Below are 14,667 nucleotides of genomic sequence, written 5' to 3' on the forward strand. Positions count from 1 at the left end.
GAAAGTTTTTCGATCAAGGAGAGAGATTTATGGGCCTCGCGCCGTTTACCGAAGCCGATTTCGTCCTGTCCAAGGAGAAGCGGGCCGAAATCACCGCCGGGTTGACCGAGCGCCAGGCTTTCATGGTCAACCACTGGATGGACCTGCACGAAGTCATCAATCGCGGCGACTGGGACGGCATGGACGCGTTCTTCAACACCGAGACGATGACCTACGACAATCCGAACCGTCCGGACCTGGGCACCTACCACGTCTGGAAGACCTCGCCGCAGGGCCTGTACACGACGTTCCCGCCCGGCATCTATCGCACGCTCAAGGCCTGGGGACGCGGCGAGGACGAAATCTGCGTGCTGTGCCACCACCACGGCAAGCACACCGGCGGTCCCTACATGGGCGTTCAGCCCACGGGCAACGAACTCAACGTATTGTGGTTCTCCTGGCTGCGCTTCCGCGACGACAAGATCGATCACATCTATTCGATCTCGGACGTGCTGACGATGCTCAAGGACCTCGAAGTCATCGAAGTCCCCCAGCCGGTCGACCCCTACAAGTAATTCTCGCGCGTCCCCGGCCCGCCGCGCGCGGGCTGGGGACGCGACAACCCGGGACCCGCACCATGGACGGCATCGTTCGCCTGACCGCCATCGAAGACATCCGTGCGCTCAAGGCGCGATACTTCCGCCTGCTCGACGACAAGCGGTGGGACGATTTTGGCGCGCTGTTCACCGCCGACGCGGTGATGGACCTGTCGGACGTCCTGCCTCCCGGCACCCCGCCCGCGATGCTGACCGTGGACGGGCGCGAAGCGATCGTGGCGCAGAACCGCCGGCTTCTGTCCGATGCAGTCATGGTCCACAACGGCTATTCGCATGAGATCACCGTGCACGACGCCGGCACCGCCTCGGCGATCTGGGCGCAGGAGGACCGCGTGGTCTTCCCAGATCACGTACCCTGTCCGTTCCCCCACCGCAGCTCGCACAACTTCGGGCGCTATCACGAGGATTTCGTGCGCGAGGCAGACGGGTGGAAGATACGCCGGCTCAACCTGGTGCGCACCTATTCGGAGGTCGGATAGCGTTTATCCGCCTCACAGGCTAAATCCGCCGTCTACGATCAGGGTGTGGCCGGTGACGTAGCGCGCGCGCTCGGAGGCGAGGAAGGCGACTGCTTCGGCGATGTCCTGGCCGTTGCCGAAGCGTTGCAGGGCGATGCGCTTGCGCTGGTTTTCCCAGATTTGGGGGGTGTAGAGGTTGGCCATGAAGTCGGCGCCCAGGCCTGCGTCGATGATGCCGGGCGCGACCATGTTGGCGCGGATGCCGAAGCGGCCTTCTTCCTTGGCGATGGCGCGGCCCAGGGCCTCGATCCCGGCCTTGGGTACCGAGGACAGCGCATCGCCCGGCGGAAAGCAGTAGTTGGCGACCGAGACGACCGAGACGAAGTTGCCATGGCTCTGTCGCCTAAAGAAGGGCAGCGCGGCGGCGACGATGCGGGTGAAGCCGATCAGTTCGACTTCGATCACCTCGCGCCACTGGTCCTCGACGATGGTGCTGACGAAAGGCTGGGGGATCTCGACGCCGCTGGCGAAGATCACCGTGCCGATGGCGCCGTAGCGCTCGACCGTGGCCTCCAGCGCGGCGGCGATCGAGGCGCGGTCGGCGAGGTCGCAGTGGACCGGCAGCGCCGCTTGCGCGTGGTCCCCCAGCGTGTCGGCCAGCGCCTGTGCCTTGTCGCGGCTGGTGCGATAGCCGATGGCGACGCCTTCCCACTCGTGCGCGAGGCGGCGGCAGATGGCGCGGCCCAGCCCGCCGGTGCCGCCCACGACGAGAGCCGCGCCGGCGTTCACAGGGGCAGGAACCGGGCGAGGTGGTGGAGCAGCCGGTCGGCGAAGGCGTCGTTGCGATCGCCGGTGAACATGTGCCCGGCGCCCTTGGCCACTTCCACCTCGAGGCTCGGCGTCAGTTCGCGGAACTTGCGCACGCTCTCTGCCGAGACGATGTCGCTCAGTTCGGCGCGGACCAGGACGACGGGACTGGAGACGCGGTGCGCCGCGGCGATCAGCGCCTCGCCTTCGGAGGGTGGGTGGAGGAAGCGGGGATCGGCGGTGCGCGGGTCCCAGCGCCAGAACAGCCGCCCGCCCGCCTCGCGCATCGACTTGGCGAGGCCGGAGGGATCGGCCAGGCGCGGTCGCCCGAGATGGTGGTGCAGCGCGTCGGCCGCTTCGCCCAGCGAGGCGAACCCGGCCTCGCTGGCGCGGAAGAAGCCACGGATCGCCTCGACCCCGCCGTCGTGCATGTACGGGGAGACGTCGGCCAGCATGATCAGCCGCACCAGTTCGGGATGGCGCGAGCCGCCCACCAGTGCTGCCTGCCCCCCGCGCGAGGCGCCGACCAGTGCCGCCGGCCGGCCCAGCGCGGCGAGGATCGCCTCGACGTCGCGGGCATAGGCGTCGAGCAGATAGTCGCCGTCATCGGCCCAGTGACTGTCGCCGTGGCCGCGCAAGTCGAAGGTCAGGGCGTGGTAGCCGGCCTGCGCCACGCGCCGCGCCGAGCCCGTCCACGAACGGCGGCTCTGGCCGCCGCCGTGGAAGAAGCACACCGGCGGCGCCGCGGGATCGCCGTAGGCGTCCGCTGCCAGGGTCGGCCCGGCGCCGGGCAGGCGGATCGTTTCGGGACCTCGCACGCCGACGGTCATGCCGGGCCGCCCGTTCACTCGGCGGCGATGGGGGCGATCTCGGCGAACGAGGGGTGCTCGCCCGGGCCTTTGTAGGCGAACTTGCCCGGCGCGTGGTGCCATTTGCCGTCGTTGCGGCTCTCGTAAGGCGAGGCGACTTCGATCAGGCAGCCGTGGGTGCTCCTGGGGCCGACCCAGCTCCACTTCTGCCAGGTCATGTCGGGATCGTTGTAGGTCTTGCCCCCGCCCATGACGTGCAGGCCCTCGGCTGCGAGCTTTTCCATCGCGCCGGGGACGTCGTCGGTCGCGAAGCAGAAGTGGTGGACGTGCTCGCCGACCTTGTCGAGCCGGTCGCCCATCGGGGTGCCGGGGGAGGGCTGGATGAACTGGATCTCGGTGCCGGTGGGGTTGACGAACGTCGCCCACTTCATGCCGGCATCGTCACCGCTGGAGAACTCGTCGTACTTGACGATCCGGTCTTCGAGCGAGGCGGGGTCGAGCACGCGCAGGATCCTGGTCCAGTCCTCGATCGCGGTGTCGAGGTCGCGCACGACCATGCAGACATGGGCGAAGGGTCCACTTGGCATAAATTCTCTCCTCGAAATCAGGTTTCAATGATGGCGGTGCCGGAATTGACGGCGCCGCGCCCGTCGATCTCCAGGGTGAACTCGCAGGTCACCGCGCCGCCTTCGACCGCGGTGACCCTGCCGGTCACCACCGCCCGGTCGCCGGCGTAGACGTTGTCGAGGAAGCGCGAATCCATCGCCTTGATCCGGCCGCCGGGGAAGGCGCGCATCAGCATGTTCATCATGTAGGCGACGTTGATCGGGCCCTGGTTGATGACCCGGTCGCCCAGGCCCTTGGCCTTCACCACCTCGACGTCGAGGTGGATCGGGTTGGGATCGGCGAGGAACACGGCCCATTGCTTCATCGCCTCGGGGCTGACGCTCTCGATCGTGAAGGGGGGCAGGGCATCTCCGACGGCATGGCTCATGCGGCGAACTCCTTGCGGGGCAGGACCCACACGTTGTCGGTCTCGAGCACTTGGGTGCCGTCGAGCAGGTGGAGGCGCAGGCGATAGGTCAGCACGTCCATCACTCCCAGCTTGCGGCTGCGCTTGCGCACCAGGGAGAGGATTTCGCCGGTGACCTTGTAGCTTTCGCCGACCTTGAGCGGGGCATCGAAGCGCACGCCGCTGCTGCCCATCATCGGGCCGTCCTCGACGTCGAATTCGCAGGCCTCGCACACGCCGGCGACGGTCTTGCCCATCGCGACTTGGGTGGCGATGTAATAGTAGATGGGATGCGCGCTGCCGTCGGCCGCGGGCTCGATCCCGGTCGAGCGGCACAGCGCGGCATTCTCCTCGGTGGAGATCGTGAAGACGCTCGTGCCGTCGAGCGAGGTGCCGGCGGCGGGCGGGGCGGGTGGCAGGTCGTCGAGTTCGCTCATCGTGCGTCCTTCAGAAGGAACGGGGCAGGCCGAGGCTTTCGGCGATCGTGTTGCGGACCATCTCGTTGCTGATCGGCGTCATGCGCAGGATGCGATGGTCGCGCCAGTAGCGCTGCATGTCGGTCTCGGCCGAGTAGCCCATGCCGCCCAGGATCTGGATGCCCAGGTCCGCCGCCTTCACCGCGTTTTCGGTGGCGACCATCTTGAGCATGTTCGCCTCGGTCCCGCAGGGCATGCCGTTGGCCTGCATCCAGGCGACGTTGTTGAGCAGCAGCTCGGTGGTCTTCTGCCAGGTGGCGATGTCGGCGACGTAGTGCTGGAGCACCTGGAAGCGGCCGATGATGCCGCCGAAGGCCTTGCGCTGCTTCATGTAGTCGAGCGCATCTTCCAGCACGCCGTCGATCGCCCCCAGGCACTGCGCGCCGACCATGATCCGCTCGTTGTTGAGCGTGGGCAGCATCGCATACCAGGCCTGGCCGGGGGTGCCCAGGACGTCCTCGTCGGGGACGAACACGTCCTCGTAGTGCACCTCGCACGAGCCCATCGCGCGCATGCCCAGCTTGGGCAGGAGCGAGGCGGTGATGCCCGGCGACTTGGCATCGACGAAGAACATGGTCAGGCCGTGGTGTTTCTTCAGGGCGGTGCGGTCGGTGCGGGCGAGCACCAGCAGGCGGTCGGCGACTTTGGCGGCGGTGGTCCACATCTTGGCGCCGTTGAGCTTCCAGCCACCGTCGACCTTCTCGGCATGGGTCTTCATCGCGCCCAGCACGTCGGTGCCGCCGTCGGGCTCGGTCATCGAGAGCGAGACGCGCAGCTTGCCCTGCGCCATGGGTCGCAGCCAGCGCTCCTTCTGCTCCTCGGTGCCCACCGCGCCGATCGTCTTGGCGCCGCCGAACGAGGTCAGCCCCCAGACCCACAGCAGGCCGCCGGCGGTCCGCGCGAACTCGCGCGCGAAGATCATCTGCATGACGACGTCGCCGCCAAGCCCGTCGTATTCCTCGGGGATACCCACGCCGAAGAAGCCCTGCTCGGCCAGCTTGTCCCACAAGGCGAAGGGATAGTTCTCCTCGTCCGCCTCCAGTGCGCGCATCCAGTCCTTGGGGGCTTCGGCGTCGACCCAGCGGCGCACGACGTCGCGAAACGCCTGCTGCTCCTCGGTCAGCGAAAAATCCATTGCCATTCCTTCTTGTCTTGGCACGGCAATGGCATCGGCGCTGCCGCTCGTTACCTATCGCCCTATAGGGTAGGGCGGCGGGATCAGATCGACGCGATCATCGAAGGGATCAGATGGACCCGATCAGATGGACAGGCCGCCTTCGAGCGGGATCACCGATCCGGTCACGTAGGCCCCCGCGCGCGAGGCGAGGAAGATCGCGGTTCCGGCCAGGTCCTCGGGCGTGCCGACGCGGCCGCGCGGGACCATGCCTTCGACCATCTTGCGCATCTCGTCCGAGGCGATCACGGTCATCTCGGATTCGAAGAAGCCGGGGGCGATGACGTTGGCGGTGATGTGGTCGCGGCCAAGGCGCTTGGCGAGGCCCCTGGCCAGCCAGTGGATCGCGCCCTTGGAGGCCTGGTAGGCGTAGTTCTCCTTGGGGCCGACCTTGAGCGCGCCGACCGAGCCGATGTTGATGACCGTGGCGGGCCGCTCGGCGGTGCCGCCTGCGCGCAGCAGCGGCAGGAACTTCTGGAGCACGAAGAACGGCGCCTTGAGATTGAGGTCAATGACCTGGTCCCAGGCCTCTTCCCCCGTCTCGTCGATGGGAGATCCTGCTTCGAAAGTCGCCGTGGGACGACTTTCGAGTCCGGTTCCGGCCCACACCCCCACCCGGCCTCCCACAGCAGTGTATCCTGGATGGGAGGCCGGGTGGGGGTGTGGGCCGGAACCGGAATTTTGAAGCAGGCTGTGGAGGCATTTCAGCTCTGTCGCTGCTGGCCGGTGCCGCCGCCGCTGGCGGGCATCAGCATGTTGCTCATGCCGCCATCGACCAGCACGTCGATCCCGCTGATGTGGCCCGAATGGGGGCCGATCAGGAACAGGATCGCATTGGCGACGTCCTCGGCGAGGCCCAGCTTGCGCAGTGCGATGTTCGCCTCGCGCTGGTCGCGGCGCGATCGATCCTCGTATCCGGCGGCGGTCATCGGCGTGTAGGTGGGGCCGGGCGAGACGGTGTTGCAGCGGATGCCGTCGGGGCCCCACTCGACGCAGAGCTGGCGCACCAGCATCAGCAGCGCCGCCTTGCTGCACGAATAGAAACCCAGCCCCGGCGTCGCCTGCGTCCCCGACATCGAGGCGGTTGCCACGAAGGCGCCCTTGCTGGCCTTGAGGTGAGGATGCGCGGCTTTGGCCAGCAGCCAGGACGAGCGCGTGTTGACCGCGAAGATGCGATCGAAGTCCGCCGCCGGCTGATCCACCAGGGCTCCGCCCATGATGATCCCGGCGTTGCTGACGACCGCGTCGACGCCGCCCATGTGATCGAGCGCGGCGGCGACGATCCGCTCGCCGCAGTCCGCTTCGGACAAGTCGACCACGCAGGCCGCCGCCGCCGGGCCGATGGCCTCGACCACCTTGGCTAGATTGGCCGCGTCGCGGTCGGCGAGCAGCATCCGGTGATCGCCCGGGATGACAATGCCCGCCGCCAGCAATTCGGCGCAGGCGCGGCCTATGCCGCTTGCCGCGCCGGTGATGATTACACGCATCGTATCCTCCCTTGTCTTTTCCGTGCCTTGCGCGGTCATCGCGTCAGTCGGCCAGGCCCAGTTCGTCCATCAGCGCGGCGCGCAGCTTGAACTTCTGGATCTTGGACGCCGACATCGGCCATTCGTCGATGAACCGGATGTGCCGGGGGACCTTGAACGATGCGAGGCGCGCCTTGGCATAGGCGATCAGTTCGTCGGGATCGACTGCCACGTCGCCGTCGCGCTCGACGTAGGCGGCGGGGATTTCCGCGAGGCGTTCGTCGGGCAGTCCCACGACTTGCGCGAGGCGCACGGCGGGGTGGGTGGCGAGCACCGCTTCCACTTCGGCGGCGGCGACGTTCTCGCCGCCCACCTTGAGCATGTCCTTGAACCGGCCGTGGAACATGACGTGGCCGTGCGCGTCGATCGAGCCGATGTCGGCGCTGTGATACCAGCCGTCGGCGTCGAAGGCCTCTGCGGTCTTCTCCGGGTCCTTGTAGTAGCCGTCGAACAGGTTGTAGCCGCGGATGAGGATCTCGCCGCGCTCGTCGACGCCCTTTTCCGCGCCGGTTTCGGGATCGACGATCTTCATCTCGATCCCGGCCAGCGGATAGCCCAGCTTTTTCAGGCCCATCTCGGGGTCCATCGCATAGCCGCCGGTGGTGACGATGCCGGTCGCCTCGGTCATGCCCATGGTGCCGACCTGGAGCATGCCCGGGGCCTTGTCGCGATAGGCCTGGCCGACGCGGTCGGGCATGAAGGCGAAACAGCTGTTCTGCAGGCGAACCGACGACAAGTCGGCGCTTGCCCAGTCGGGATGCGCGATCATCGCCTGGTGGAAGGTGACGAAGGGCAGGAACATCATCGTCACCTGCTCCTCACCGATCTGCCTGAGGCTTTCGCCGGCATCGAAGTGGGGCTGGCCGATGAACGTGCCGCCCACGTCCATCGCCCCCAGCATGCACAGCATCGCGGCGATGTGGAACAGCGGCAGCGGCGACCAGGCGCGCTCGTCGTTGCGGAACTCCCACCGATAGCGGGCGAGGTTCCCGGCCTCGCGCGTGACGGCCTCGTGGCTGAGCAGGCAGCCCTTGGGATTGGCCGACGTGCCGGACGTGTAGAGGATCATCGCGGTGTCGCGGATGCGCACGGTCAGCCGGGCGGCGTGGATTTCAGCCTCGCTCACGGTCTCGACGCCGGCATCGAACATCGCCTGGTCGACGAAGCCCGGCAGGCTGCGCCCACCCAGCATCACCACCCGCCTGAGGCGCGGCGCTTGGGAAAGCGAGAGGTCGTTGGGGGCGGTCGCGGTGCTCAGGCCGGGCAGCGCTTCGACGAGCCGCCCGCAGAAATCCAGGTGTTCGCTCACCAGGTCGTTGGTCACGATCGTCGTCAGGTCGGCATTTTGGGTGACGTAAGTGACCTCGGGCGCCTTGTAGCGTGCGTTCATCAGGACCGAGACGGCACCCAACATGGCATTGGCGAACAGCGTCTCGACGAATTCGATGCTCGAGGGCAGGAGGATGCCGACGTGATCGCCGCGCCCGACGCCCAGCGCCTTGAGACCCCGCGCCCGGCGCAGCACGCTGGCGACGACGTCGTCGTAGGTCTTGCGCTCGCCCGGGAAGACCAGGGCCTCCTTGTCGCCGCCCAGGTCCCACGCCTTGAGCAGAAGGTCGCCCAGCGTCGTCCCCGATATCCGAATCGCGGCGTAATCCTCGCCCGTAGTGCCCACCGATGTCCGCTCCGCAAATGCTCGTGTGTCCATGAAGTGAGGGGGAGATTGCAGCAGGGCGGCAGCGGTGCGCCTTTCGTCGGATAGGTGCGGACGGGCCTTGGCGATCCAAGAGCTGGATCACGATATTTCGCGGATCACTTGTCGGGAATTTACGATGGAAGCCTATGTCTACGATCATGTGCGCACCCCGCGCGGCAAAGGCCGGCCGGATGGCGCGCTGCACGAGGTCACTTCGGTCGAAATGGCGACGCAGCTGCTCAAGGCGCTGCAGGAGCGCAACGACCTCGATACCGGCCTGCTCGACGACGTGATCATCGGCATGGCCCAGCCGGTGGGCGAGCAGGGCGGCGTGCTGGCGCGCGCGGCGGTGCTGCAGGCAGGCTATGCGCAGACCGTCGCCGGCCAGCAGATCCACCGCTTCTGCGCGACCGGGCTCGACGCGGTCAGCCTGATCGCGGCGCAGGTCCATTCGGGCATGATCCAGGCCGGCATCGGCGGCGGCGTGGAATCGATGAGCCGCACCGTCATGGGCTATGATTCGGGCGCCTGGACGTCCGATCCGGCGGTCGCCTACGGCAACTACTACGCCCCCCAGGGCATCGGCGCCGACATCATCGCCACGCTCGACGGCTATACCCGCCAGGACGTCGACGCCTTCGCGGTGGAAAGCCAGCGCAAGGCCGCCAACGCCTGGCAGAACGGCTACTTCAAGAAGTCGGTCGTGCCGGTGAAGGACATCCTGGGCAACGTCCTGCTCGACCATGACGAGCACATGCGCCCGACCACGACGCTGGAAAGCCTCGCCAAGCTCAAGCCTGCCTTCGAAGGCTTCGGCAAGGCCGGGTTCGATGCGGTCGCCAAGGCCCGGTATCCCGAGATCGAGGACATCGCCTACGTCCACCACGGCGGCAACAGCTCGGGCATCGTCGACGGCTCGGGCCTGGTGCTGGTCGGCTCGCTCGAGTTCGGCGAGAAGGCGGGGCTCAAGCCGCGCGGGCGCATCCGCTCCTACGCCAACATCGGCTCGGAGCCGACGATCATGCTCACCGCGCCCGCCGCCGTCTCGCGCAAGGCGCTCAAGGCCGGCGGCATGACCGCGAACGACATCGACCTGTGGGAACTGAACGAGGCCTTCGCCAGCGTCGTCCTGCGCTACCAGCGCGACATGGACGTTCCCGACGACCGGATCAACGTCAACGGCGGCGCGATCGCGATGGGCCATCCGCTGGGCGCGACCGGGGCGATGATCCTGGGAACCGTGCTCGACGAACTGGAACGGCGCGATCTCAACACCGGCCTCATCACGCTGTGCGCCGCCAACGGCCTCGGCACCGCCGCCATCATCGAGCGCGTCTGAGCGCCAAACGACAAGCAGATCGGGAACACCCATGGAAACTATGCGACTGGACGTGGCCGGCGACGGCATTGCGATCCTGACCCTCGATGCCGATGCACCGATGAACGTCGTCAACGACGCCTTCATCGCCGACATGGAGGAGGCGACCGCGCGGATCGCCGGGGACGATGCGATCAAGGGCGTCGTCGTCACGTCCGCCAAGAAGACCTTCATGGCCGGCGCCGACCTCAAGCAACTGGTCAACGGCTTCGAGACGCTCTCGGTCGACGATGCCTATGCCTTCTCGAAGCGGGCGACCGACATGCACCGCGCGATCGAGCATTCGGGCAAGCCCTGGGTGGCGGCGATCAACGGCCTGGCGCTGGGCGGCGGCTTCGAGCTGGCGCTGGCGTGCCATCGTCGCGTGCTGGTCGACGACCCCAAGGCGCAGGTCGGCCTGCCCGAAGTCAACGTGGGTCTGCTTCCCGGCTCGGGCGGCGTCGTGCGCCTGGGCATCATCGCCGGCATGAAGACCGCGCTCGACCTGCTGCTGTCGGGCCGCTCGGTCGGTCCGGCCGAGGCGCTCAAGCTGGGGATCGTCGACGAGGTGGTTCCCGCCGATCGCCTGGTCGATGCCGCCCGGGCATGGCTCGCCACCGGACCCGACGCGGTGAAGCCGTGGGACGTCAAGGGCTGGGTGCCGCCGCAGAAGAAGGGCCTGACCGTCCCTGAGGATTCCGCCGCCTACATGATGGCGGCAGGCGGCCTCGCCAAGTCGGGCTACAACCAGCCGGCGCCGCTGGCGATCCTCAACGCGCTGTTCCACGGGCTGCAGATGCCGTTCGACAAGGCGCTGACGGTCGAAGGCAAGTACTTCGCCAAGCTGCTGACCAATCCGGTCTCGCGCAACATCATCCGCACCACCTTCATCTCCAAGCTCGCGGCCGAGAAGGGCGCGCGCCGTCCCGAGGGCTTCGCCAGGTTCGAGGCGCGCAAGGTGGGCGTGCTGGGCGCAGGCATGATGGGGGCGGGCATCGCCCACGTCTCGGCCAATGCCGGGATCGAGGTGGTGCTGATCGACCGCGACGTCGCCACCGCCGAGAAGGGCAAGGCCTATTCCGCCAAGGTGCTCGGCAAGCTGGTCGAAAAGGGCAAGCTGGCGCAGGACAAGGCCGATGCCGTCCTTGCGCGCATCACCCCGACCGACGACTTCGCCCTGCTCGAAGGCTGCGATCTCGTCGTCGAGGCGGTGTTCGAGGACACCGCGATCAAGGCCGAGACGACCCGCAAGGCCGAAGCGGTCCTGCCGACGGGCGCCATCTACGCGTCGAACACCTCGACGCTGCCGATCTCGCAGCTGGCCCAGGCCTCGCAGCGGCCGGACCAGTTCATCGGCCTGCACTTCTTCTCGCCGGTCGACCGTATGGGGCTGGTCGAGGTCATCATGGGCAAGCAGACCAGCAAGGAGACGCTGGCCAAGGGGCTCGACTTCATCGCCCAGTTGCGCAAGACGCCGATCGTCGTCAACGACAGCCGCGGCTTCTACACCAGCCGCGTCTTCCAGACGCTGATCCACGAGGGCGCCGCGATGCTGGGCGAAGGCGTTCCGCCCGCCGTGATCGAGAATGCCGCCAAGGCCGTCGGCATGCCGGTGGGCCCGCTGGCGCTGCTCGACGAACTGACGCTCGACCTGCCGCTCAAGATCGTCGACCAGGCGATCGCCGAGGAAGGCGATGCCTACACCCCGCCCGCCGGCGTTGCCGTGATGCGCCGGATGAAGGACGAGATCGGTCGGTCGAGCCGCAAGACCGGCGGCGCCTTCTATGAATACCCCGAAGGCGGCAAGAAGCACTTGTGGAAGGGACTGGGCGAGCATTTCCCCGTCAAGGACAGCTGGGACGTGGAGGAACTGAAGACGCGCTACCTCTATGCCCAGGCGATGGAGACGGCGCGCTGCCTCGAGGAGAACGTGCTCGAAACCCCGCAGGATGCCGACCTCGGCGCGATCTATGGCTGGGGTTTCCCGGCCTGGACCGGCGGCACGATCAGCTACATCGACACCGTCGGCCTGGCCGCCTTCGTCCAGGAATCCGATCGCCTGGCCCAGCTCTACGGACCGCGCTTCCTGCCCTCGGCGTGGCTGCGCGACAAGGCAGCGCGGGGCGAGGCGTTCTATACGCCGGCACAGGCTAGCGCGATCAAGGAAACGGTCCCGGCATGAAGCGGCTTACCTTCGAGCCGGAGCACGAGCAGTTCCGCGACAGCGTCGTCAAGTTCATGAAAGCCGAAGTGGGCGCCCATGCCGAGCGCTTCCGCGAGCAGGGCATCGTCGATCGCGATGTGTTCCTCAAGGCCGGCGCGCAAGGCCTGCTGTGCACCTGGGCGGACGAGAAGTACGGCGGGGCGGGGATCGACGATTTCCGCTTCGAGCAGATCATCATCGAGGAGAACATGCGCCACGGTGACATCGGCTTCTACATCAACCTGCACAACGACCTCGTCGCGCCCTATATCGCCAAGCTGGGCACCGACGAGCAGAAGGACCGCTGGATGCCCGGCATCGTCAGCGGCGAGAAGATTCTCGCCGTCGCGATGACCGAGCCTTCGACCGGCAGCGACCTTGCCGGCATGCGCACGAGCGCGGTCGACAAGGGCGATCACTGGCTGCTCAACGGGGCGAAGACCTACATCTCCAACGGCATCCTGGGCGACCTGGTGGTCGTAGCGGCGCGGACCGATCCGGAAAGCCGCCATGGCCTGGGGCTCTTGGTCGTCGAACGCGGGATGGACGGGTTCGAACGCGGCCGCAAGCTCGACAAGATGGGCATGCAGGCGCAGGATACCGCCGAACTGTTCTTCAGCGACGTCAAGGTGCCCAAGGCCAACGTGCTGGGCGATCCGACCCAGGGCTTCCGGTATCTCGCGCGCTTCCTGGCGCAGGAGCGCCTGGTCGCCGCGATCGGGTTCATGGCGACGGCGCAGACCGCGTTCGATCTCACGCTCGACTACGTCAAGGAGCGCAGGGCGTTCGGCAAGCCGATCGGAGCCTTCCAGAACACCCGCTTCGCGATGGCGACGATGCGCGCCGAACTCGATTCTCTGCAGACCTACGTCGATCAAAGCGTGCTGCTGCTGAACGCAGGTGAACTGACCGCGGAGGACGCCTCGTCCGCCAAACTGCTCGCCAGCGAGCTCGAGGCCCGCGTGATGGACCAGTGCGTCCAGCTACACGGAGGCGCTGGCTACATGCAGGAATACCGCATCTGCCGGATGTACACCGACGCGCGCGTCAGCCGCATCTTCGCCGGCACCAGCGAGATCATGCGCGAGATCATCGGCCGCGGACTGGGCCTCGACGAACGGAAGCTGAACTGATGGCGGTTCTGGATATCGACAAGCTGCTGGCATACCGGCTGCCGGAGTACCGCGAGAGCTACGACATGCGGGACACCATCCTCTATGCCCTGGGCGTAGGAGCGGGCCTGTCGGACACCGTCGACGAACTGGACTTCGTGTTCGAACGGGACTTGAAGGCGCTTCCGACCATGGCCCTGGTGCTGGGCACGCCCGGATTCTGGGCGATGGACCCCAAGGCGGGCCTCGATTGGAAGAACATCCTCCACGGGGAGGAAACGCTGGTCGTCCATCGCCCGATCGAAGCGACGGGCGAACTCGTCGGCTCGACCCGGATCCTGGACATCGCGGACAAGGGCCCCGGCAAGCCGGTCATGATCCGCAGCCGCCGCGAACTGACGACCCTATCGGGACTTCCCGTAGCCGAGACCACCGGGGTCTGGGTGCTTCGCGGGGCGGGAGGCTTCGGAGGCGTTCGCGACCTTCCGGGCGATCCCTTGCCGGCCGTGCCCGATCGGGGGGCAGACTGCGTCATCGACCTGCCGACTTCGCGTAATCAGGCTCTGGTCTATCGCCTTTCGGGCGATCGCAACCCGCTTCATGCCGACCGGGAGCTGGCCAGGAGCGTCGGCTTCGAGGAACCGATCCTGCACGGCCTTTCCACCATGGGCGTGATCGGGCGGGCCCTGCTTCACAAGTGTGCCGACGGCAACCCCGACCATATGCGGTCGATGCGCCAGCGCTTCACCGCGCCGGTCGTTCCCGGCGATGTCATCCGCACCGAGATATGGGACGAGGGCGACGGTTCGGCCCGGTTCCGCGCCTCTGTGCCGGAGCGGGGCATCGTCATTGCCGACTGCGGCGTCGCGACGTTTGGTACGGTGTGAACCTTGCCTGCCGGTCTCGCGTCCGAGGCCGGCAGGCAAGGGCGGCGCTATGCGGGCCAGCTAGGCACCCGCCCCTGCATTCCGGTGAAAATGGCCCGCATCGGTTCGGGCACTTGCCCGGCACCGACCCCCGTCCCGAAGTTGATGCCGCGCCGCTCGTATATACGCCAGCCTTCGGCCGTGCGGCGCAGGCGATCCTCGTAGCCGCCGATGGCGAGCAGATCTGTGGGGCGTAGCGGATCGGCATCAGGGATGGCAAACCAGTGCCATGCGAGGATACGACTTGCCGCACGCGCCTCGTCGCCAGCCAGTTCGATGACCAGATTGGTGACGTTGTGCGAGCAGCCCAGCAGCGCGCCCTGGTAGGCCATGCACTGCGCATGGATCGCCTCGCGCCCGATCGATCGCGTGCCGCCGAAGTCGATGCTGCCGTCCAGCGTGAAGACGTCCTCGGCGATACGATGAAACTGCATGGCATCGACGAGATGGGCATAGCGATAGACGCATTCCTCAATGGCGATGCGATCGGCGATCGCTTCGAGATCGATGGTCAT

General features: G+C 67.1%; 16 protein-coding genes. 6 read left to right on the forward strand and 10 right to left on the reverse strand.

Annotated features, from left to right (window positions below; genetic code table 11):
- The first annotated feature begins 29 nt into the window (after positions 1-29).
- Entirely contained in the window at positions 30-554 is a 525-nt protein-coding gene (locus ACFFDA_RS05025; RefSeq protein WP_404476577.1) for an ester cyclase, read from the forward strand.
- Positions 555-616: 62 nt separating this feature from the next.
- Positions 617-1,075 carry a nuclear transport factor 2 family protein gene (locus ACFFDA_RS05030; protein WP_404476579.1) on the forward strand — a complete coding sequence of 153 codons (459 nt, stop codon included), beginning with the start codon at positions 617-619 and terminating at the stop codon, positions 1,073-1,075.
- Between the two features lie 12 nt (positions 1,076-1,087).
- Here ACFFDA_RS05030 and ACFFDA_RS05035 read toward each other — a convergent pair whose 3' ends face one another.
- From ACFFDA_RS05035 to ACFFDA_RS05075, 9 genes are all read right to left on the reverse strand, one after another.
- A complete protein-coding gene (locus ACFFDA_RS05035; protein WP_404476581.1) occupies positions 1,088-1,843 on the reverse strand; it encodes an SDR family NAD(P)-dependent oxidoreductase in 756 nt (251 codons plus the stop codon).
- Positions 1,840-2,691 (reverse strand): alpha/beta fold hydrolase, encoded by an 852-nt coding sequence (locus ACFFDA_RS05040; RefSeq protein ID WP_404476583.1) that lies wholly within the window; start codon positions 2,689-2,691, stop codon positions 1,840-1,842. The genes ACFFDA_RS05035 and ACFFDA_RS05040 overlap by 4 nt, the downstream gene beginning before the upstream one ends.
- Positions 2,692-2,705: 14 nt before the next feature.
- A complete protein-coding gene (locus tag ACFFDA_RS05045) occupies positions 2,706-3,257 on the reverse strand; it encodes a VOC family protein (protein ID WP_404476585.1) in 552 nt (183 codons plus the stop codon).
- A gap of 17 nt (positions 3,258-3,274) precedes the next feature.
- On the reverse strand, positions 3,275-3,664 hold the full coding sequence (locus tag ACFFDA_RS05050; protein WP_404476588.1) for a MaoC family dehydratase: 390 nt from the start codon (positions 3,662-3,664) through the stop codon (positions 3,275-3,277).
- The gene (locus ACFFDA_RS05055; RefSeq protein WP_404476590.1) at positions 3,661-4,119 is read right to left on the reverse strand and encodes a hypothetical protein; all 459 of its coding nucleotides are present in this window, start codon (positions 4,117-4,119) and stop codon (positions 3,661-3,663) included. The genes ACFFDA_RS05050 and ACFFDA_RS05055 overlap by 4 nt, the downstream gene beginning before the upstream one ends.
- Positions 4,120-4,129: 10 nt before the next feature.
- A complete protein-coding gene (locus tag ACFFDA_RS05060) occupies positions 4,130-5,299 on the reverse strand; it encodes an acyl-CoA dehydrogenase family protein (protein WP_404476592.1) in 1,170 nt (389 codons plus the stop codon).
- A gap of 117 nt (positions 5,300-5,416) precedes the next feature.
- Positions 5,417-5,941, reverse strand: a complete 525-nt coding sequence (locus ACFFDA_RS05065; protein WP_404476593.1) for an SDR family oxidoreductase — start codon at positions 5,939-5,941, stop codon at positions 5,417-5,419.
- 95 nt (positions 5,942-6,036) lie between these two features.
- Positions 6,037-6,819: an SDR family NAD(P)-dependent oxidoreductase gene (locus ACFFDA_RS05070; protein WP_404476595.1), complete on the reverse strand. Its 783-nt coding sequence runs from the start codon at positions 6,817-6,819 to the stop codon at positions 6,037-6,039.
- 43 nt (positions 6,820-6,862) lie between these two features.
- The gene (locus ACFFDA_RS05075) at positions 6,863-8,533 is read right to left on the reverse strand and encodes a class I adenylate-forming enzyme family protein (RefSeq protein WP_404476596.1); all 1,671 of its coding nucleotides are present in this window, start codon (positions 8,531-8,533) and stop codon (positions 6,863-6,865) included.
- 157 nt (positions 8,534-8,690) lie between these two features.
- Here ACFFDA_RS05075 and ACFFDA_RS05080 point away from each other — a divergent pair, with 157 nt between their 5' ends.
- The 4 genes from ACFFDA_RS05080 to ACFFDA_RS05095 are packed head-to-tail and all read left to right on the forward strand — an operon-like array spanning position 8,691 to position 14,113.
- Entirely contained in the window at positions 8,691-9,893 is a 1,203-nt protein-coding gene (locus tag ACFFDA_RS05080) for an acetyl-CoA C-acetyltransferase (RefSeq protein WP_404476598.1), read from the forward strand.
- A 31-nt stretch (positions 9,894-9,924) separates the two neighbouring features.
- Positions 9,925-12,093 carry a 3-hydroxyacyl-CoA dehydrogenase NAD-binding domain-containing protein gene (locus tag ACFFDA_RS05085; RefSeq protein ID WP_404476600.1) on the forward strand — a complete coding sequence of 723 codons (2,169 nt, stop codon included), beginning with the start codon at positions 9,925-9,927 and terminating at the stop codon, positions 12,091-12,093.
- Complete coding sequence (locus ACFFDA_RS05090; RefSeq protein ID WP_404476603.1) at positions 12,090-13,247, forward strand: acyl-CoA dehydrogenase family protein; 1,158 nt, start codon at positions 12,090-12,092, stop codon at positions 13,245-13,247. The genes ACFFDA_RS05085 and ACFFDA_RS05090 overlap by 4 nt, the downstream gene beginning before the upstream one ends.
- Positions 13,247-14,113, forward strand: a complete 867-nt coding sequence (locus ACFFDA_RS05095) for a MaoC/PaaZ C-terminal domain-containing protein (protein ID WP_404476605.1) — start codon at positions 13,247-13,249, stop codon at positions 14,111-14,113. Before ACFFDA_RS05090 ends, ACFFDA_RS05095 begins: the two co-directional genes overlap by 1 nt.
- 47 nt (positions 14,114-14,160) lie before the next feature.
- Here the strand turns inward: ACFFDA_RS05095 and ACFFDA_RS05100 are convergent, their stop codons facing one another.
- Positions 14,161-14,667 carry a nuclear transport factor 2 family protein gene (locus ACFFDA_RS05100; protein ID WP_404476607.1) on the reverse strand — a complete coding sequence of 169 codons (507 nt, stop codon included), beginning with the start codon at positions 14,665-14,667 and terminating at the stop codon, positions 14,161-14,163.

Origin of the sequence: Novosphingobium sp. BL-52-GroH, assembly GCF_044813085.1 — a bacterium.
In the GTDB taxonomy this organism is placed as follows: Bacteria; Pseudomonadota; Alphaproteobacteria; order Sphingomonadales; family Sphingomonadaceae; genus Novosphingobium.